Origin of the sequence: Rhizobium sp. SG741 (assembly GCF_012275435.1) — a bacterium.
Lineage (GTDB): Bacteria > Pseudomonadota > Alphaproteobacteria > Rhizobiales > Rhizobiaceae > Rhizobium > Rhizobium lusitanum.
This window is the reverse complement of the sequence record NZ_JAAZQP010000003.1, coordinates 360,812-379,173: the sequence shown is the minus strand read 5'-3', so window position 1 is coordinate 379,173 and position 18,362 is coordinate 360,812. Positions and strand designations below refer to the sequence as shown.

Sequence of the window (18,362 nt, the reverse complement as noted above, 5' to 3'; positions counted from 1 at the left end):
AGCGTCGTCTTTTTGTGATAATGGTCGAAACCGGTCGCGGAATCGGCGGCATCCGGTATTTTTCACCGGCATCATCCAATTGTTTCAAGGACATCATCATGATCCACGTTCTCGCCATCCTCACCGCCCTGCCCGGCAAGCGGGCCGAAGTGCTCCAAGCCTTCCAGGCGAACGTTCCGGCCGTTCACGCCGAAAATGGCTGCATCGAATACACGGCGGTCGTCGATGTCGACGGGGCCGATCCGGCATTCGGGCCTGATACATTCGTCGTCGTCGAGAAATGGGCGAGCATGGACGCATTGAAAGCCCACGCCGCCGCAGCGCATATGGCTGCCTATGGCGAGAAGGTGAAGCATCTTATGGCTGCCCGTGCCGTTCATGTTCTGAATCCGGCATGAGCTTATGACGCCGGACAGCAGGTAATCCGTCGGGAAAACGGCGCCGGAAGGTGCCGTTTTGCATATCAGCCGGCATGTTCAGTTATGCGAGAAATGCGGCTGGTTGCGCCATCTATGCCAGCCACCGCCGCCATGCCATCCGTGATGGTATCCTCGGTCACCATACCAACCAGAATGGTATCCCCGACCACCATACCAGCCATGACTATAGCCAGGCCAGCCGAACAAGCCAAAGGAGTAATAGGGCTGGTAATAATCATTATAATAATAGGGGCGGTAATAGGAATAAGGCCGATAGTAATAGGGTCGATAGTGGTGGTGGTAGTGACGATAGATGATCACCGTATGATGATGATGCCAGCGGTGATGTTGGCGTGCATCGACATGGGTTGCGGGTAGAATGACTACGCCGAGCGCGATGAGCGCTGTTGCCAGAATTTTCATTTCCAGCCTCCTTGGAAGCCGGACGCTGACGCGGCTAGAATCATCCGCGCTTGTCCAGACCAGCAAATAAAACGCGGTTGCGCTCCGATTGTTCCAAAACGCCCGGAGATGGCGGGTATTTTCGAGAGGTTCCGGCCTCACCGTGCCCGGCAAGCGGGCCGGACACGCTCGTCGTCAAGAAAGTGGGCAAAAACATGGGCCTGCGCCGGTCACGCTCTGGAACCTGCCAAGGTCGGACATCGGTAGCCTCAATAAGAAACGGCGCCTTCCGGCGCCGTTTATACATGTCAGTTGCTTATCGTCAGTCGTGCGAGAAATGCGGCTGGTTGTGGTGCCGCCTATCCCAGCGATGATGATGGTATGGCCGGTCGTTACGCCAGCCGTGGTGGCGATTCCAACCATGGTCAGGCTGGTGATGTTGAACGACCATAGGGCGATGATGATGCCAGCGATGATAATCTTGAGCCTCAGCATAAGTTGCGGGCAAAGCGACAATGCCCAGCGCGACGAGCGCTGTTGCCAGAATTTTCATTTTTATTCTCCTTGGGTGCCGAACGAGATCCGGGGGGCTTATAATATCCGTACGTCCGGACTAACGTAACCTACCCAAACGCAAAGGTGGTACAATGGTTCCACCTATCCCCGGGATGCCGGATATTTTCCGGGTGCTTCCACGTCAGCCACCAGTTCGCGAACAGCCTGGTGGATCAGGCGGCATGCCTCGATCGACGCTTTGCGGCCATTGTGGGCGAGATGATAGGACAATGGCAGGATCTGCTCGGGGTCGACGATCCTGACCTTGTCGGTGATCGGAAGCGCGCTGACGCGGCCAAGGAACGAGACGTAACCGTGATTGGCCACGAGATCGACGATGACAGGCAGGGAATCGGCCGAGGTGATGTCGCGGCCGCGGAAGCGGCGCCGGTCGCGGCTATCGTAGCCGAAGGCCGTCGCGGCATTGCCGATGCCGGTACGCGAACTCGGCACGCAGAGCGGGTGATTTTCCACCAGCGCGGCCAGCGTCTGCTCCTTGCTGTCAAGCGGCGCGATCGCCACCATATCGGTCGCGACAAGTTCCATGTGCTCGAAAGCATCGAGGCCGAAGACGGAATCGACGATGGCGACATCGATGCGGCCGAACCGCAGCGCCTCGCGCAGGTCGTCCGCGGTCATCAGCATCAGCGACAGCATGTTGCGGTTGCCGCCGATATTCCAGCGCGACACGAGGCTTGCAAGCGAGCGAGCGACCCAGCTTTCAGAGCCTGTCGGGATGATCGACCCGATGCGAACGGCACGCGCGGTCCGCTGAAACCGCTCATCCGCCGCGGCCTTCATCTCGTCCCAGGCCTGGGCGATGCCGGCGAGGATGGCATGGACTTCCTGGCCGGCATCGGTCAGCACCGAACCCTGCGCCTGCCGCTCGAACAGGCGGCAGCCGAACAGCTCCTCCAGATTGGCGATCTGCAGCGAAAGCTGCGGCTGTCCCAGCCGCAGGCGTCGCGCGGCGCGGTTGATGCTGCCCTGATCGGCGACTTCGAGGAAGCGCTCGATGGTGGCGATCTTCAGCGGCAGGCGCGCCGCCCATTGCGCATAATCATCAGGCGCGGGCGGCTCCTTCACCCGGGCGGAAAGCTGGCGGATACCGGCAAGGATAGGCTGGAGCCCCTTGTGGACCTTCGAGCTGGCAAGCAGGGTTGCGAGCTCACCGGATGCCCGCTCGACGAGCTTCATGGCAAGCTCCGTTTCCAGACGGCGGAGCGCACTGGAAACGGTCGAGGGAGAAAAAGACAGCCGACGCGCGGTCTCCCTGACGGAGCCGACCGAGAACACCATGTCGGCTATGAACAATGCGCCGAGATACAAACCCTTCTTCCTTCCGCGCCAAGCGAGCGTCCTGCTGCGGCAGCGGGACCGGCTTTGATAGCCCGACGATATGATGTGTTCTTGAAAAAAGATATCCCTAAGCACAGGGGCGGCCGCTATCGTTTCTTCGTCGCCTAACCGATCCAGCCACAGAAATGAGATCGGAACAGCGTCAAACGGGTAAGGGGAACAAAAACAAACGCACTTGCCCCCGAAAAAAGAAATCCAATTTCGCGCGAATGTCGAGTACGCTCGTCATAATCGCGCGACTGCAGCGGGAAACCGAAGCGACATCGTTTTTTTCTCGATGAGCGCTATTTGCCCGAAGCAGTCAGAAATTCGCTTGTGGGTTGTCGGCTCACACGAACTCTTGTGTGTCCGGACAGTGGCCTTGAGGCGGCGCGGGCCTGCAAAACAAAGGTTTAACGGGGTACAAAGGGAAACATCATGTTCAAGAATCTTGCACTTGCCGCCACGCTGACGGCGTTGCTCGCCAGTGGTGCCAGCGCCGCCGACGTCGTCGTCTCCTCGAAGATCGACACCGAAGGCACCCTGCTCGGTAACATCATCCTCGCCACGCTCAATGCCAACGGCATCAAGGCGCAGGACCGCATCGCGCTCGGCACGACGCCGGTCGTGCGCAAGGCGATCACCGCAGGCGAGATCGACATCTATGCCGAATATACCGGCAATGCCGGCTTCTTCTTCAACAAGGCCGACGATGCGGCCTGGAAGAACCTGCAGCAGGGCTACGACCTTGCCAAGAAGCTGGACTATGACGCCAACAAGATCGTCTGGCTGACGCCCTCGCCCGCCAACAATACCTGGGCGATCGCCGTTCGCAGCGATGTCGCAGGCCCGGCCAAGCTGAAGACCATGTCCGATTTCGGCAAGTGGGTTGCCGGCGGCGGTCCCGTGAAGATCGCGGCGTCCTCCGAGTTCGTCAATTCGCCGGCGGCCTTGCCGGCATTCCAGACGACCTACGCCTTCCAGCTCAAGCCCGACCAGGAAGTCGTGCTCTCCGGCGGCGACACGGCGGCGACGATCAAGGCGGCAGCCGACCAGACCAACGGCGTCAACACGGCCATGGTTTATGGCACCGACGGCGCCATCGAAGCGGCCGAACTGACGGTTCTCGAAGACGACAAGAGCGTGCAGCCGGTCTATGCCCCGACGCCGATCATCCGTGAGGCCGTGCTCAAGGCCAATCCGAAGATCGAAGAGGTTCTGGCTCCAGTCTTCAAGGGCCTGACTGCCGACGTACTGCGCAAGCTGAACGGCCGCATCCAGGTGGATGGCGAGCCGGCCAAGGCTGTCGCCGAATCCTACCTCAAGGACAATGGCTTCCTGAAATAAGGCTTCGCCGCTGATCTCGCGGCTCCGTTTTCGATAGAGTGGAGCCGCGGGACATTAAAATGGGCATGACCTTGTCCGAAACCGCCTCATTTTTTGGGCTCATGCGCTGACGGAGCTTGCCTTATGGAAGATGCGCTAGCGGTCCGCAGAGTGGACCGTCTCGGAGTGGTGCTGGTGGCGGGCGGCGCGCTGGCGGCGGCCTTGATGCCGTTCATCATCGTCAAGGCAAACCGCATCGCTGCCGGCAAGCCGCAGTTGCTCACGCAGCTTCTTGGCCAGCCGGCCACAATGGTCCTGCTTGCCCTTCTCGTGGCCGCCGCCCTTGCCGTGCTGTTCCTGCGCAATCAATTTCTTCGCCTCGGCATCGGCACCCTTGCGATCGCCATGCTCATCGTCACGCTCGGGCTTGTTTCGACGGCGGCAACGCCGACTGGAAGCACGGTGGCGCGCATTACGCCCGGCGGCTCCTTCTGGGTGTTGCTGGCCGTTGTGGGGTTGATGATTTCGGATGCGCTGGTGAAGCTTCGGCTGACGCCCTGGCTTAGGGTCGCCGCGCTGGCGCTCTATGCCGCCCTGCTCGTCGCCGTTCTGCGCTCCGGCCTGCTCGATAATCTGTCGATCATGAAGGAATATGGCAATAACGCCGACAAATTCTGGCGCGAGGCGCTCGGCCACATGTTTTTGTCCCTCGGTTCCGTCGCCATCGCCATCGTGCTCGCCCTGCCGCTCGGCATCTTCTGCTTTTGGCAGCCGCGCCTGCGCGCCGTGGTCTTGCGGGCGCTGAGCCTGGTGCAGACCATTCCAAGCCTGGCGCTGTTCGGCATTCTGATGCTGCCGCTCGGCTATATCGCCGCCCATGTTCCCTTCGCCGCCGCGATCGGCATCCAGGGCATCGGCGTGGCGCCGGCGCTGGTGGCACTGGTGATCTATTCCTTGTTGCCGATCGTCGCCAACACCGTCGTCGGCCTTGCCGGCGTCGACCCCTCCGTGCGCGATTCTGCCGCCGGCATGGGTTTGACGCGAAGGCAGATCCTGACGGGCATCGACCTGCCGCTCGCCTTTCCGGTCATCCTCACCGGCATCCGCATCGTGCTGGTACAGGCGATCGGCCTCGTCACGGTCGCGGCCCTGATCGGCGGCGGCGGTTTCGGCCTCTTTATCTTCCAGGGCATCGGCCAGACGGCCAATGATCTCGTGCTGCTCGGCGCCGTGCCGACAGTCATTCTCGCCTTCTCATCGGCCGTCATCCTCGATGCGGTCATCGACAGCATCCGGGGACAACGCGCATGAGCAACATGATCGAGCTTAAGGGCGTGACCAAACGCTACGGCGCCGCCACCGTGGTCGACGATGTCAGCATGAGCATGGAGAAGGGCACGATCACCGTCATCGTCGGCACGTCGGGCTCCGGTAAATCGACCCTGATGCGGATGATCAACCGGCTGGTGCCGATATCCGAGGGCCGCATCTCTGTTGGCGGCGAGGATATTATGAGTGTGCCGGCGACCGAGCTTCGCCGCCGTATCGGCTATGCCATCCAGGGCCACGGATTGTTCCCTCACCGCACAGTCGCGCAGAATATCGCGACGGTGCCCGAGCTGCTCGGCTGGGACAGGGCACGCATCGACGGCCGGGTCGAGGAGCTCCTCAATCTCTTCCGTCTGGATCCCGGCACCTTTGCCGCCAAATATCCGAGCCAGCTTTCCGGCGGCCAGCAGCAGCGCGTCGGCGTCGCCCGCGCGCTTGCCGCCGAGCCGGAATTGTTGCTGATGGACGAGCCCTTCGGCGCGCTCGATCCTGTCATTCGCGGCAAGGCGCAGGACGATCTGCTTGATATCCAGAAGCAGTTCGGCACGACGGTCGTTCTCGTGACCCATGACATGGACGAGGCCTTCCATCTCGGTGACAAGATCGCCGTGATGAGCGGCGGCAAACTGCTGCAATGTTCAGAGCCCGAGAAGATCCTGACCGAGCCGGCCGATCCCTTCGTGCAGCAATTGACCGGCACGTCGGACCGCGCGCTGAAGCTGATGTCGTTGCTGCCGCTGAAAGAGAGCATGCAGCCTCTCAGGCCCGGTCTCGGCTACAGCCTGCCGCAAACGCTTAATCTGCGTGACGCGCTGGCCGAACTGATCTGGCAGGGTGCCGACGAGGCTTCGGTCGAGGATGAGAGAAAGGTGCCGGTCGGTTCGATCTCGATCCAGCATCTGATAGAGCTGGGCCGCAAAGCATGAAACTTCTCGCCGCCAATCTCTTTCGCCTGCTGGCGCTGGCACTGCTGCTGGTGTTGCTGTTCCGTCCGGAATGGCTGACGCCGATCCTGGCGCCGCTGACGAAATTCGGCGCCTCACCGATCTATACGCAGAACAGTCTGCCGAGCCTTGCCCTCAGCCATCTCGAGCTGATCGTCGTCTCGATCGGCGCGAGCGGTATCCTGGCGGTGCTCGGCGGCATCTTCGTCACGCGGCCGATCGGGGCCGACTTCCTGCCGCTTTCGCGGGCGATCGCCAATGCCGGCCAGACATTCCCGCCGGTTGCCGTGCTGGCGCTCGCCATTTCCACCACCGGCTTCGGCGCGGTCCCGACATTGATCGCGCTTTTCCTCTACGCGCTGTTGCCGATCTTCGAGAACACTGTCGCCGGATTGCAGCAGGTGCCGGCCTCCGTGCTCGATGCCGCCGACGGCATGGGCATGAATGGCTGGCAGCGGCTGTTCCGCGTCGAGCTGCCGCTTGCTCTGCCGCTGATCATCGAAGGACTGAAGATCGCGACCGTCATCAATATCGGTACGGCAACCATCGGCTCCACCGTCGCCGCCAAGGGCCTCGGCGAGGTCATCATCGCCGGGCTGATCAACGACAACACCGCCTTCATCCTGCAAGGCGGCCTGATCGTCGGCCTGATGGCGGTGCTGATCTATGATGGCATGGAGATGATCGAACATTCGATAACCCGCAAGATCGGCCTGCAGCCCCACTGAAGCTCCAAGGTGTCGCCTCGTCGGATCGAAAGCAGCGGCCCCACGATCAACGATACCTCAATGCCTGCTAGTTTTCCTCGCTCGGGGCCAATGACGCTCCGGGCACATAGAGGGAGATCGGCCTGATTTCATAGACGGCGGTCGGGTTGACGCGACGCAGGTCGCGCGCCATTTCAACGGCTGCCTCCAGCGTTGGAAAATCGACGACATAGAAGCCGAGCAGCTGCTCTTTGGTTTCTGCAAACGGTCCATCGATGACCATGCCTGCGCCCTTGCCCCGCAAGGTCACGGCGCGCTGCGTCTGGCCAAGGCGGGCTGCCGGCCCCAGCGACTTCTCCTTGACGAGACGATCATTGATCTGGAGCAACTCGGCCATGAGCGCTGCATCCTCTTCCTCGCTCCAGGATTCCACGACGCCCTCTTCGTGATAGGCCAGGATAGCGTAGTACATAGGCCCCCCCTCGAACATCAGTTAGCTTTGGCCCATTGAGCCATTGGCCTGAATGCTCGGAGTGTAAGCAGGCTGATCGAAATTCAAAAGCCCCGGAGCCGCCTTAATCTCAATAGTTGAATGTTGGTATGGCACCACCCAAGCGCACTTGTCTTGTCCGGCGACCGGTGGCATTGGCTTGGAAAGATGCTCAGATGATATACGGAGGCGCCGATGGCCAAGATGATTCACACGATGATCCGTGTCCTCGACGAGGCGCGTTCGGTTGAATTCTACAACAAGGCTTTCGGGCTTGAAATCGCCGACCGCGTCGCCTTCCCGACCTTCACGCTGATCTATCTCAGCAATGCCGAGACCGGCTTCGAGCTGGAATTGACAGTCAACCAGGGCCGCAGCGAGCCTTACGTGCTCGGTGAAGCCTATGGTCACCTGGCCGTCTCGGTCGATGAGTTGAAAGACGAACACGCACGGCTGGCCGCCCTCGGGCTCAATCCCGGCAAGATCGTCGAACTCAATCGCGATGGGAAACTTTTCGCCCTGCTGTTTTTCGTCACCGACCCCGACGGCTACAAGATCGAGGTCGTGCAAAGACACGGGCGGTTTCAATAGAGCCGCACAAGCCAAAGCCCCGCGGCACCGGCGGGGCTTATGAAACCGGATCTGGCGGCGCGCTTACATCCAATAGGGCGGCACGCCAAAATAATCGTGGCTCTTGTGGCCATGATCCTTATGGTCGTGTTCGTCTTTGCTGGCGAAGCGGCGCGCTTTCTCAATGTCATTCTTGGTCATGCTGACACGATAACCGTCTATACGAGCATCATAGCGCAGCTTTTCCCAAGGCAATCGGTAGTGATCCTGACCGATGCCGAAAAAGCCGCCGAAGCTCAGAATGACGAAAGCAATGCGTCCATCACTTTTTTCAAGCATCAGCCGCTCAATATGACCAATCTGCCTACCATCCGAACCGAATACCTTCGATCCTTCGACGCGGTCGCAAGCGACCAGCATCGACATGTCCTTGACGTAGAGGTCACGGCCAGAGATTTCGGCACTCTCTTTATGCATATGCGCACCTCCTTTTGGATACGCGTCACATAAACTTTGGAGCGCCCCATCTGCTCAATAAGGGCAAGACGATGCTCCTATGGGTATGCGCCCACGGCCCATTAACGCTCCGTTACCGCAAAAGTTCCAGCATTTTTTTCAAAACTGTAAAAAAACGTGAGCGCACGACAATTATTGACGTTTACGTCAAGGTTATTATAGCTTTCATCGCGCTCGAATGATTTAGTTGCGAGCGAAAGCTGCGACGATATGAAAAGCGGGAGACTTTTCCGTCGCGCGGTGACACTTTACATAACCGCCGCGCAAGCGGCGGGGCGTGGTGATGATGCGTAGAGGAGGAAGTGCGCATGAATTCAGTCTCCGCTCCTTCGGATAGACCGCAAGTCAAAAAAATATGGCTTGCTTCCTATCCGGACATAGTACCGGCCGAACTGCCGCCGCTGGAGCATACATCACTCGTCGCACTGCTGGAGGAAAGCTGCGCGCGCTACGCCGACCGGCTCGCCTTCACCAGCATGGGCAAATCGATCACCTATCGCGACCTCGATACGCAAACGCGCAAGATCGCCGCCTGGCTGCAAAGCCTCGGCCTTCAGAAGGGCGATCGCGTCGCCGTCATGATGCCGAACGTGCTGCAAAATCCGGTCACCACCTACGGCATACTTCGCGCCGGCCTCGTCGTCGTCAACGTCAATCCGCTCTATATGCCGCGTGAACTCGAGCACCAGCTGCGCGATTGCGGCGCCAAGGCGATCTTCGTCCTCGAGAATTTCGCCCATACGGTGGAGCAGGTCCTGGCGCATACTGATGTGCGCCATGTCGTCGTCACCGCCCTCGGCGACATGCTGGGCGTGAAGGGCCATATCGTCAATTTCATCGTCCGCAAGGTGAAGAAGCTGGTACCGGCCTGGTCCATCCCCGGCCATCGCAATTTCAAGGCCGTGATCGCCGAAGGGGCGCGCCTGCCGCTGAAGCCTTCCGAACTCTCCGGCAGCGACATCGCGTTTCTGCAATATACCGGCGGCACGACCGGCGTTGCCAAGGGTGCGATACTGACGCATACCAATCTGCTCGCCAACCAGCTGCAATTGCTGCTCTGGCTGCAGTCCGCCTATATCAACAAGCCGCGGCCCGAGCAGCTGACCTTCGTCTGCGCGCTGCCGCTCTATCACATCTTCGCATTGACGGTGAACTCGCTGATGGGCATGTCGATCGGCGGCCATAACGTGCTGATTGCCAATCCGCGCGATATACCGGGCTTCATCAAGGAGCTTGGCAAATACAAGTTCGACATGTTCCCCGGCCTGAACACGTTGTTCAACGCCCTGATGAACAATCCCGAGTTCACCAAGCTCGACCTGTCGCACACTGCGACGCTGGCTGGTGGCATGGCGGTGCAGCGACCTGTGGCCGAACGTTGGCAGAAGATGACGGGCGCCTGGATCACCGAAGGTTACGGTCTTTCCGAAACGTCGCCGGTCGCGAGCGCCAACCGCTTCGACAGCTCCGAATTCTCCGGAACGATCGGCCTGCCTATATCGGGCACCGATTTCGATATTCGCGACGAGAACGGCAATTCGCTGCCGCTCGGCGAGGTCGGTGAAATCTGCATCCGTGGACCGCAGGTCATGGCCGGCTATTGGAAACAGCCGGCGGAAACTGCGCGGGTGATGACATCGGACGGTTTCTTCCGCAGCGGCGACATGGGCTTCATGGACGAGCGCGGCTATACGAAGATCGTGGACCGCAAGAAGGACATGATCCTGGTCTCGGGCTTCAACGTCTATCCGAACGAGATCGAGGAGGTCGCCGCCATGCATCCGGGCGTTCTCGAGGCGGCAGCGATCGGCGTTCCGGACCCGCATTCCGGCGAAGCGGTGAAGCTCTTCATCGTCAAGAAGGATCCGGCACTGACCGAGGCCGATATCAAGGCGCATTGCGCCGCCAACCTCACCAACTACAAGCGCCCGCGCTTCGTCGAATTCCGTGCGGAGCTGCCCAAATCGAACGTCGGCAAGATCCTGCGCAAGGAGTTGCGCGGCTGACATAATTCCATGCCATTCAGGAGGCTGCTCGTCCCAATCCGCGAGCGGCCTTTTTTCGTTTTGGACGATACGTGAACTTGATTTACGCCCTACATAGGGAATAGTTTCCGCGACCAAACTCAAAGCGCCCGGCCCCGTCTGACGGCAAGCGGCGCGAACCGCAAGGAGCCTCCCATGAACGCCCTCGTCGATCAATTGAAGAGCACCGCATCGGCAACGAAGGCCACGGATATCCGCGCCGCCTTTGCCGCCGATCCCAAACGCTACTCCCGCTTCAACGCTTCGTTCGACGATCTGCTGATGGACTATTCCAAGACCGCGGTGAACGACGATATCCTCGTCCTTCTCGAAAAGCTCGCGGCTGAAGGCGGCATTGCGGCCAAGCGCGAAGAGATGTTCTCGGGCGTCGCCATCAACTTCACCGAAAACCGCGCCGTGCTGCACACAGCGCTTCGCAACCGCTCCAATACGCCTGTGCTGGTCGACGGCAAGGATGTCATGCCTGATGTCAACGCCGTGCTGGCGGCCATGGGCAAGTTTGCCGACGGCATCCGCTCCGGCGCGCTGAAGGGCTCGACCGGCAAGGCGATCACCGACGTCATCAATATCGGCATCGGCGGCTCCGATCTCGGCCCGGTCATGGCGACGCTGGCACTGGCGCCTTTCCATGACGGTCCGCGCTCGCACTTCGTCTCGAACATCGACAGCGCGCACATCGCCGACATTCTGAAGCTCGTTAAGCCGGAAACGACGCTGTTCATCGTCGCCTCGAAGACCTTCACCACGATCGAAACGATGACGAACGCCCAGACGGCGCGCAAGTTCATCGCCGATGCGCTCGGCGAAGCCGCCGTGCAGCACCACTTCGCCGCCGTTTCGACGGCGCTCGACAAGGTCGCCGCCTTCGGCATCGACAGCGAGCGCGTCTTCGGCTTCTGGGATTGGGTCGGCGGCCGCTACTCGATCTGGTCGGCCATCGGCCTGCCGCTGATGATCGCCGTCGGCCCCGAAAACTTCGGCAAGTTTCTCGACGGCGCGCATGCGATGGACAACCATTTCCGCAAGGCGCCGTTCAAGGAAAACCTGCCGATGCTGCTCGGCCTCATCGGCTTCTACCATCGCAACGTGCTCGGCTATCCGACGCGCGCCATCCTGCCCTATGACCAGCGCCTGTCGCGCTTCCCGGCCTACCTCCAGCAGCTCGACATGGAATCGAACGGCAAGGGCGTCACCATCGACGGCACGCCGGTCGAAGGCAATTCCGGCCCGGTCGTCTGGGGCGAGCCCGGCACCAACGGCCAGCACGCCTTCTACCAGCTGATCCACCAGGGCACGAGCGTCATCCCGGCCGAATTCATGATCGCCGCCAACGGTTTCGAGTCGGAGCTGCGCCACCAGCATCAGCTGCTGATGGCCAATTGCCTGGCGCAGTCGGAAGCATTGATGAAGGGCCGCACCTTCGAGGAGGCCAAGGCGCAGCTCACCTCCAAGGGCATGGACGACAAGAAGGCCGATTTCATCGCGCCGCACCGCGTCTTCACCGGCAACCGCCCGTCGATCACCTTCGTCTACGACAAGCTGACGCCATTCGCTCTTGGCCGCCTGATCGCGCTCTACGAACACCGCGTCTTCGTCGAAGGCGTGCTGTTCCGCATCAACTCCTTCGACCAGTGGGGCGTCGAGCTCGGCAAGGAACTGGCAACCGGTCTGCTGCCTGTCATCGAAGGCAAGGAAAGCGCTGCCGGCCACGATTCCTCGACACAGGGGCTGGTGGCCGCGCTGGCGAGCCGCGCGAAGTAATATTCTCCATCGTAAACGAAAGAGCCCGCCTGAAACATCAGGCGGGCTCTTTTATTGGAAGCCTTGAAATTCGAGCGAGCTCAGAGCCCGATCTCATGCGCCCAAGGCGGGTTTGCGCCGGCGCGCGATACGGTAACTGCCGCAGCCTTGGCGCCCAAAGCCAGGGCATGCTGCAATGCCTTCTCATCGAGCGCGGCAACCTGCGCCTTGGTCAGCAGGCCATTCATCTTCAGCGACGCCAGGATGCCTGCGTCGAAGGTGTCGCCTGCCCCGACCGTATCGACGACGGTGACGCGCTCGCTCGGCACGGAAACCTTCAGCGACTTCGTGTAGCCCGTCGCGCCCTCGGCACCCTTGGTGACGACGACCAGCTTGGCACCCTGGTTCAGCCAATGCGCAGCCAGCTCATCGTGATTGCCAGCAATGCCGAACCATTCCAGGTCCTCGTCAGAGAATTTCAGGATATCGGACATGGCGGCCATGCGGCTGATGCGGCCCATATGCGCCTGCTTGTCCTTGATGAACCCCGGGCGGATGTTCGGATCGAGCGAGATGACCCGGCTTTGATATTCGCGCTTCATCAGCGCCTCGTAGGTCTCGCCGCACGGGTTGGGGATCAGGCTGATTGCACCGAAATGCAGGGCTTCGCAATCATCGCCGAGGGTCGGCAGGTCGGCTTCGGTGATCATGCGACCGGCAGAGCCCTCATCGTAGAAGGCATAGGTAGCCTGGCCGTTGACGAGCTTGACGAAAGCGATCGTGCTCGGACGGGGAGCGATGGCACAATAGCTGTAATCCACCTTGGCGGCCGCAAGTGTCTCGCGCAGGATATCGCCCATCATGTCGTCGGCGATGCCGGTGAAGAAACCCGTGGGAACGCCGAGGCGGCCGAGCGCAATCGCGGTGTTGAAGATCGCGCCGCCGGCATAGGGGGCAAAGCCCTTTTCGCCCTGCGTCGTCTCCCGCGGCAGCATATCGATCAAAGCTTCGCCACAGCACAATATCATTCCGACCTCCCAAAGAGCGCGTCTGTCATGTCCAGTCTCATAAATCGATTAGATAAATTCATGGCAAAAGCAAAGCATCACTTTTTGGGAAGCTCCGAAACGCCGCCATTCCGTCCCGACCAGGCAAGCGGCGCGTTGAGAAAGGCTTCGACTTCCTCGAGCGTCTTGTCGTCGAACAGGTTCTGTTCCCTGGCGACAGCAAGCACATCCCGCCAGGTGGCGATATGATGCAGGCGGACCTTGCCGTTGGCAAACCGCTCCTCGGCTTCGGGGAAGATATCATAATAGAACAGCGCCATGCCGTGCTCGACGATGCCGCCGGCGGCGCGGATGGCATCGATGAAGGTGAACATGCTGCCGCCGGCCGTCGTCAGGTCCTCGATGACGAGCACGCGGGCGCCGTCGGGCATATGGCCTTCGATCTGCGAATTACGGCCATGGCCCTTCGGCTGCTTGCGGACATAGATCATCGGCAGGTTCAGCCGCTCGGCCAGGAAGGCAGCGAAGGGAATGCCAGCGGTCTCGCCGCCGGCGACGCAATCGAACTGCTCGAAGCCGGCATTGCGGACGATGAGGCTGGCGGCGAAATCCATGACCGTCGAGCGGATGCGCGGATAGGAGATCAGCTTGCGGCAATCGATATAGACCGGGCTCGCCATGCCGGAAGCCAGCCTGTAGGGCTTGTCGGCGCTGAAATGCACCGCCTTGATCTCCCAAAGCATCCTGGCCACCAACTCAGCCATGACGGCGCGATCGGAAAAAGTCATCTGGGTCATGCGGGCCTCCTTCGCAGCTGGAATGTTTCAGCGGCAATAGCAGCTAGCGCCAGCGGTTTCCAGACGAATAGACGGTTTTGCGTGCGTCCGCCATCGGCATGGCCGGATTGCCAACATGCGGCAGTTTGGAGCGTCTAGCGGACTGCGCCGAGATCGGCAGGCAGCATCGCCTTGAACAGCGCAATCGCCCTGTCGCCCTCTTCCCTCTCGATCGAGATCGCATAGCGAACCGCGGCTGCGACCAGCTGCATGGTCAATCGAGCGATCCGTGCGAGTTCCATATGATCGCGCTCCGGCCAGAGACGTTGAAGGACGGCAAAAAAGGCCTGCGAATGCCACTCCATGTCCTCGGCATCGACCTGCTGCAGCAGCTTGTCCGCCTGGGTGGCGTGCCAGATATCTCGCATCACGGGCTCGCCAAGAAACATGGCATAGTAGCCGTCGATAATGCGGCTGAGCCCGGCCTGTAGATCGCCGGCGCTTTTTATCGCCACCAGCTCTTCCTCGACGCATTGGCGTCCCTGCTCGTTGAAGCGTTCGGCCAGGACGCGGATGATTGCTGTTTTATCGGGGAAATATTGATAGAGCGAGCCGAAGGACACATCCGCCTTCTCGACGATTTCTCCCATGCGCAGTGCATCGCTGCCATTCCTAGCGATCAGCTCCGTCGCCACGGCCAATATGCGCTCGACGCGTTCGCGGCCACGCTGCTGGCTGGGGATGCGACGCGGCGTTCCTGCCTCGTCCTTGCTGCGCCTGCGTCTCGCAACCGGTTCCTGCACCATCTCATTCCTCGTTCGTCACTGTTGACAGACAATATAAGAGAGTTTATCACATTTCACAAATGAGAGAATTTATCACATTTTGAACTGGAGGAGCTCGATATGCAGATCTCAACTGTCGCCATCATCGGCGGATTGGGAAAAACCGGCGGCCGCGTCGCCGACTGCTTTGAGCCCCTTCCCACTTAGATGACCGCCTTTGGGTTGCCACGAGAAACGACCGATCTCCCTCATGAACTCTTCACGCAGGTTCTGGACGGGCGCAATTCGCACTTTGCGGATGGCGTTAGACAGATCCTAGGGAGGCAGCCGAAGGATTTTTCCGTTTATGCCCGCGAAACCGCCGCAACCGGCATCTGGAGTATCCAGTCATGACCTTTCCGATCACCAATATCGCCCTTATCATCGCGGCGCTCAGCAGCGGCCTCCTCGCCGGCGTTTACTTCGCCTTCTCGACATTCATCATGCAGGCCTTTGCCCGCCTTCCCGCCGACCAGGGGATCGCTGCCATGCAATCGATCAACACGACGATCGTGCGTTCGCCCTTCATCGTGCTGTTTCTGCTGACGGCCGCGCTGTCGGTGTTCGTTGCTATCATGGCGATCCTCTATTGGCGTGATGGTATCAGCATGCTGATACTGACAGGCGCGGTGCTCTATATCGTCGCGAGCTTTCTTTCGACCATCGTGTTCAACGTGCCGTTGAACGACGCACTGGACAAGGTCGATGGCCATACGGCGGAGGGCGCGCAACTATGGTCGACCTATCTCAGCGATTGGACGCGATGGAACCATGTGCGCGCGGTGGCATCGCTGCTTGCAGCTTGCGCCTTCGTGCGAGCCCTGTTCTGATCAGTCGCGGTATGACAGGGCTTTTTATCGAAATGATCGATTAAACTGCGTGCAGATAGGCCGCGACCTCGACACGGTTGCGGCCGTTGCGCTTCGCCTCGTAGAGCGCCTTGTCGGCTGCGCGAAGGACGTCATCGAAACCGACCCCTTCGACCGTGCCGGTCGCAACGCCCGCGCTGACCGTGCAGGTCAAGTATTTGTCGTCAATGCTGATTGTTCGTGCCGCAAAAGCATCGCGCACCCGTTCGGCGACCTGCTCGGCGCGGCCGGGCAGCGTATTGTCGAGCACAAGCGCAAACTCCTCGCCGCCGAGCCGAGCCACCGTGTCCGAAGCGCGCAAGCCCGCGGATAGGTCCTGACCGAAAAATTTGAGCACGAGATCGCCGGCGGCGTGGCCATGCTGATCGTTGATCGTCTTGAAGCGATCGATGTCGAAGACGATGACAGCCATCGACGGACCGAAGGAGCGGCCCCCGTGGAGATCGAAAAGCGCGCGGCGGTTCAGCAGTCCGGTCAGCGCATCGGTGATCGCCTCCTGCCGGTGCAGCGCGGCCTGACGCCATTGATGCAGAGCAAGCGACAGCGCGCCGATCCCGGTCATTCCGGCAATGCAGACGGCAAGGCTGAAATCCTCCGCCCAATTATCAGGCGCATGGCCAAGCACGAGCTTACCGTCCGCGATCAACATAGCCGCGCAAAGTGCAAAGGAGATCGCGGTCAATGTGTAAAGCGCGGTAATGCCATAGAGCGGCGTGGGTGCCTCATGGCGGCTCAGCCAATATTCACGCGCCGTCAACAGCAAGAGCAGGCTGATGACGACGTTCTCACCGATGAAAGCCAGACCGTCATAACCGACAAGCATGGCAGACACCGACACCGCGATACCGGGGAGGCAACCAAGCAAGAAGCGAATTTTCGAAAGGCGGCGGGTGCGAAACTGGTGACCGGCCACCCAGACCGTCGCGAAACCGATGAAAAGCAACACAAAAGTCAGAACGGCGAAAATCGGCCGCGGCCTGTCGACATAGGCGCCATATATGAAAATGCCACCCACGATAGGCACCAGGCCGGCAGAGCACGTCAGCAGAAAAGTATCAGGCCGGCGAGAAAACCAGCTTCCCACCAATGTGACCGCGAGGCAGGTCGCGGAGACGCCGAGGGCGAGAAGGAGGGAATTGTAATCGACCAGCATCGTGCTCTTTCGACGGTCTCATCATTACCGTGGGGGGATCAATGACACGCTAGCCCTCAAGGGGTATCGAATTGGTTACGGCAAATAATAAAGAAAATACATTTCAATAAAATATACGTCTCATTTAGTGGCAAGACACGAATACTTTGCCGCCAATATCGCTCGTTAAATTCATTTATTGCTTATATACGCCGAACCTAAAATTAGGATTCAACGTCCCAATGTAACGGGAACATCGGGTCAAAAACAGTGACCGGACCGGCCCCGGTCTCGATCTTCGACGGGAATGTCACGGCATCGGGCCGGCGCACCAAGGTGATGCTGTCTTCATTGACAGGCAGTCCATACCAGGCCGGCCCGTTCAGCGAGGCAAAGGCCTCCAGCCTGTCCAGCGCATTCTCCTGCTCGAAGACATGCGCGAGGCAACTCATCGTGTTGATCGAAGTATAGATGCCGGCGCAGCCGCAGGCGCATTCCTTCAGCGGATCGACATGCGGCGCCGAATCCGTGCCGAGGAAGAACCTGATGTCGCCGCTCGTGGCGGCCGCGCGCAGCGCCAGGCGGTGGCTTTCCCGCTTGGCGACAGGCAGGCAATAGTAATGCGGACGAATGCCGCCGACGAGGATGGCGTTGCGGTTGATGATCAGATGATGCGTCGTAATGGAGCCGGCGAGATTGGCCTTTGCCGATTTGATGTAATTCACGCCGTCCGATGTCGTCACATGCTCCATCGTCACCTTCAGCTCCGGCAGGCGCTTTCGCAACGGATCGAGCACGGTCTCGATGAACACGGCCTCGCGGTCGAAAATATCCACCTCCGGCGTCGTCACCTCGCCATGGACGCAGAGCGGCAGGCCGACCTTCGCCATGCGCTCCAATACCGGCATTGCATTGTCGAGATTGCGCACGCCGCCATGGGAATTGGTCGTAGCACCTGCTGGATAAAGCTTGACGGCCGTAATCAGGCCACTCGTCTTGCCCTCTTCGACATCGTCAGGGCTGGTATGTTCGGTGAGATAGAGCGTCATCAGCGGCTGGAAGCGGTCGCCGGCCGGCAAAGCCTTGAGGATGCGTTCACGATAGGCGGTCGCATCCGCCGTGGTCACGACCGGCGGCACGAGATTGGGCATGATGATGGCGCGGGCAAAATGCCTGGAGGTATCGCCGATCACGCCTTCGAGCATCGCTCCATCTCGCAGATGCAGATGCCAGTCATCGGGACGGCGGATGGAGAGCTTTTGCATGGACACGACCTCTGGAAATGTAAGCACGATCTCGTCCGAAAACGCTTCACATTTTTCGGGATCATGCTTTGGGCTATCGCGCTTCGATAGCACCAACCGCCACCGCAA

19 protein-coding genes are annotated in these 18,362 nt (G+C 60.1%); 9 read left to right on the top strand and 10 right to left on the bottom strand.

Going from position 1 to position 18,362, the window contains the following annotated elements:
• Window positions 1–98 precede the first annotated feature (98 nt).
• Window positions 99–398, top strand: coding sequence for a putative quinol monooxygenase (locus FHT29_RS10305; RefSeq protein WP_037203333.1), 300 nt, complete (start codon window positions 99–101; stop codon window positions 396–398).
• A gap of 78 nt (window positions 399–476) precedes the next feature.
• Here FHT29_RS10305 and FHT29_RS10300 read toward each other — a convergent pair whose 3' ends face one another.
• From FHT29_RS10300 to FHT29_RS10290, 3 genes are all read right to left on the bottom strand, one after another.
• A complete protein-coding gene (locus tag FHT29_RS10300) occupies window positions 477–842 on the bottom strand; it encodes a hypothetical protein (protein ID WP_234903696.1) in 366 nt (121 codons plus the stop codon).
• A 301-nt stretch (window positions 843–1,143) separates the two neighbouring features.
• Entirely contained in the window at window positions 1,144–1,374 is a 231-nt protein-coding gene (locus tag FHT29_RS10295) for a hypothetical protein (RefSeq protein ID WP_131511987.1), read from the bottom strand.
• 104 nt (window positions 1,375–1,478) lie between these two features.
• On the bottom strand, window positions 1,479–2,705 hold the full coding sequence (locus FHT29_RS10290; protein WP_168599641.1) for a LysR family transcriptional regulator: 1,227 nt from the start codon (window positions 2,703–2,705) through the stop codon (window positions 1,479–1,481).
• 447 nt (window positions 2,706–3,152) lie between these two features.
• On the opposite strand from FHT29_RS10290, the gene FHT29_RS10285 reads away from it, so the two are divergent.
• The 4 genes from FHT29_RS10285 (at window position 3,153) to FHT29_RS10270 (ending at window position 7,041) form a co-directional block, all read left to right on the top strand.
• Window positions 3,153–4,061 carry an ABC transporter substrate-binding protein gene (locus FHT29_RS10285; RefSeq protein ID WP_037203099.1) on the top strand — a complete coding sequence of 303 codons (909 nt, stop codon included), beginning with the start codon at window positions 3,153–3,155 and terminating at the stop codon, window positions 4,059–4,061.
• Between the two features lie 123 nt (window positions 4,062–4,184).
• Entirely contained in the window at window positions 4,185–5,351 is a 1,167-nt protein-coding gene (locus tag FHT29_RS10280; RefSeq protein WP_047556131.1) for an ABC transporter permease, read from the top strand.
• A 5-nt stretch (window positions 5,352–5,356) separates the two neighbouring features.
• Window positions 5,357–6,295 (top strand): ABC transporter ATP-binding protein, encoded by a 939-nt coding sequence (locus tag FHT29_RS10275; RefSeq protein ID WP_234903763.1) that lies wholly within the window; start codon window positions 5,357–5,359, stop codon window positions 6,293–6,295.
• On the top strand, window positions 6,292–7,041 hold the full coding sequence (locus FHT29_RS10270; RefSeq protein ID WP_047556135.1) for an ABC transporter permease: 750 nt from the start codon (window positions 6,292–6,294) through the stop codon (window positions 7,039–7,041). Before FHT29_RS10275 ends, FHT29_RS10270 begins: the two co-directional genes overlap by 4 nt.
• A gap of 67 nt (window positions 7,042–7,108) precedes the next feature.
• Here FHT29_RS10270 and FHT29_RS10265 read toward each other — a convergent pair whose 3' ends face one another.
• Window positions 7,109–7,492 (bottom strand): YciI family protein, encoded by a 384-nt coding sequence (locus tag FHT29_RS10265; protein ID WP_047556137.1) that lies wholly within the window; start codon window positions 7,490–7,492, stop codon window positions 7,109–7,111.
• A 213-nt stretch (window positions 7,493–7,705) separates the two neighbouring features.
• On the opposite strand from FHT29_RS10265, the gene FHT29_RS10260 reads away from it, so the two are divergent.
• Window positions 7,706–8,101, top strand: a complete 396-nt coding sequence (locus tag FHT29_RS10260; protein WP_037203092.1) for a VOC family protein — start codon at window positions 7,706–7,708, stop codon at window positions 8,099–8,101.
• A gap of 63 nt (window positions 8,102–8,164) precedes the next feature.
• On the opposite strand, the gene FHT29_RS10255 is transcribed toward FHT29_RS10260, so the two are convergent.
• Window positions 8,165–8,557, bottom strand: a complete 393-nt coding sequence (locus FHT29_RS10255; protein ID WP_037203090.1) for a PRC-barrel domain-containing protein — start codon at window positions 8,555–8,557, stop codon at window positions 8,165–8,167.
• A gap of 347 nt (window positions 8,558–8,904) precedes the next feature.
• On the opposite strand from FHT29_RS10255, the gene FHT29_RS10250 reads away from it, so the two are divergent.
• The gene (locus tag FHT29_RS10250; RefSeq protein WP_168599640.1) at window positions 8,905–10,602 is read left to right on the top strand and encodes a long-chain fatty acid--CoA ligase; all 1,698 of its coding nucleotides are present in this window, start codon (window positions 8,905–8,907) and stop codon (window positions 10,600–10,602) included.
• A gap of 174 nt (window positions 10,603–10,776) precedes the next feature.
• Window positions 10,777–12,402 (top strand): glucose-6-phosphate isomerase, encoded by a 1,626-nt coding sequence (gene pgi / locus FHT29_RS10245; protein ID WP_168599639.1) that lies wholly within the window; start codon window positions 10,777–10,779, stop codon window positions 12,400–12,402.
• Between the two features lie 80 nt (window positions 12,403–12,482).
• Here pgi and FHT29_RS10240 read toward each other — a convergent pair whose 3' ends face one another.
• The 3 genes from FHT29_RS10240 to FHT29_RS10230 form a co-directional block, all read right to left on the bottom strand.
• Window positions 12,483–13,409, bottom strand: a complete 927-nt coding sequence (locus FHT29_RS10240; RefSeq protein WP_037203086.1) for a carbohydrate kinase — start codon at window positions 13,407–13,409, stop codon at window positions 12,483–12,485.
• A gap of 77 nt (window positions 13,410–13,486) precedes the next feature.
• Window positions 13,487–14,185, bottom strand: a complete 699-nt coding sequence (locus FHT29_RS10235; protein ID WP_037203084.1) for an orotate phosphoribosyltransferase — start codon at window positions 14,183–14,185, stop codon at window positions 13,487–13,489.
• A gap of 134 nt (window positions 14,186–14,319) precedes the next feature.
• Entirely contained in the window at window positions 14,320–14,970 is a 651-nt protein-coding gene (locus FHT29_RS10230) for a TetR/AcrR family transcriptional regulator (protein ID WP_168599638.1), read from the bottom strand.
• Between the two features lie 368 nt (window positions 14,971–15,338).
• Here FHT29_RS10230 and FHT29_RS10225 point away from each other — a divergent pair, with 368 nt between their 5' ends.
• Window positions 15,339–15,818: an anthrone oxygenase family protein gene (locus FHT29_RS10225; RefSeq protein ID WP_168599637.1), complete on the top strand. Its 480-nt coding sequence runs from the start codon at window positions 15,339–15,341 to the stop codon at window positions 15,816–15,818.
• 40 nt (window positions 15,819–15,858) lie between these two features.
• Here FHT29_RS10225 and FHT29_RS10220 read toward each other — a convergent pair whose 3' ends face one another.
• Together FHT29_RS10220 and pyrC are read right to left on the bottom strand one after the other, a co-directional pair.
• Entirely contained in the window at window positions 15,859–17,010 is a 1,152-nt protein-coding gene (locus FHT29_RS10220) for a GGDEF domain-containing protein (protein ID WP_037203078.1), read from the bottom strand.
• A gap of 203 nt (window positions 17,011–17,213) precedes the next feature.
• A complete protein-coding gene (gene pyrC / locus FHT29_RS10215) occupies window positions 17,214–18,254 on the bottom strand; it encodes a dihydroorotase (protein WP_037203331.1) in 1,041 nt (346 codons plus the stop codon).
• Between the last annotated feature and the right edge of the window lie 108 nt (window positions 18,255–18,362).

Bases quoted from the DNA above. Each gene is read 5' to 3' on its own strand.
- pgi (WP_168599639.1), top strand. From the start codon at position 10,777: ATGAACGCCCTCGTCGATCAATTGAAGAGCACCGCATCGGCAACGAAG.
- pyrC (WP_037203331.1), bottom strand. From the start codon at position 18,254: ATGCAAAAGCTCTCCATCCGCCGTCCCGATGACTGGCATCTGCATCTG.
- FHT29_RS10305 (WP_037203333.1), top strand. From the start codon at position 99: ATGATCCACGTTCTCGCCATCCTCACCGCCCTGCCCGGCAAGCGGGCC.
- FHT29_RS10280 (WP_047556131.1), top strand. From the start codon at position 4,185: ATGGAAGATGCGCTAGCGGTCCGCAGAGTGGACCGTCTCGGAGTGGTG.
- FHT29_RS10225 (WP_168599637.1), top strand. From the start codon at position 15,339: ATGACCTTTCCGATCACCAATATCGCCCTTATCATCGCGGCGCTCAGC.
- FHT29_RS10260 (WP_037203092.1), top strand. From the start codon at position 7,706: ATGGCCAAGATGATTCACACGATGATCCGTGTCCTCGACGAGGCGCGT.
- FHT29_RS10270 (WP_047556135.1), top strand. From the start codon at position 6,292: ATGAAACTTCTCGCCGCCAATCTCTTTCGCCTGCTGGCGCTGGCACTG.
- FHT29_RS10295 (WP_131511987.1), bottom strand. From the start codon at position 1,374: ATGAAAATTCTGGCAACAGCGCTCGTCGCGCTGGGCATTGTCGCTTTG.
- FHT29_RS10265 (WP_047556137.1), bottom strand. From the start codon at position 7,492: ATGTACTACGCTATCCTGGCCTATCACGAAGAGGGCGTCGTGGAATCC.
- FHT29_RS10230 (WP_168599638.1), bottom strand. From the start codon at position 14,970: ATGGTGCAGGAACCGGTTGCGAGACGCAGGCGCAGCAAGGACGAGGCA.
- FHT29_RS10255 (WP_037203090.1), bottom strand. From the start codon at position 8,557: ATGCATAAAGAGAGTGCCGAAATCTCTGGCCGTGACCTCTACGTCAAG.
- FHT29_RS10220 (WP_037203078.1), bottom strand. From the start codon at position 17,010: ATGCTGGTCGATTACAATTCCCTCCTTCTCGCCCTCGGCGTCTCCGCG.
- FHT29_RS10235 (WP_037203084.1), bottom strand. From the start codon at position 14,185: ATGACCCAGATGACTTTTTCCGATCGCGCCGTCATGGCTGAGTTGGTG.
- FHT29_RS10250 (WP_168599640.1), top strand. From the start codon at position 8,905: ATGAATTCAGTCTCCGCTCCTTCGGATAGACCGCAAGTCAAAAAAATA.
- FHT29_RS10240 (WP_037203086.1), bottom strand. From the start codon at position 13,409: ATGATATTGTGCTGTGGCGAAGCTTTGATCGATATGCTGCCGCGGGAG.
- FHT29_RS10275 (WP_234903763.1), top strand. From the start codon at position 5,357: ATGATCGAGCTTAAGGGCGTGACCAAACGCTACGGCGCCGCCACCGTG.
- FHT29_RS10300 (WP_234903696.1), bottom strand. From the start codon at position 842: ATGAAAATTCTGGCAACAGCGCTCATCGCGCTCGGCGTAGTCATTCTA.
- FHT29_RS10285 (WP_037203099.1), top strand. From the start codon at position 3,153: ATGTTCAAGAATCTTGCACTTGCCGCCACGCTGACGGCGTTGCTCGCC.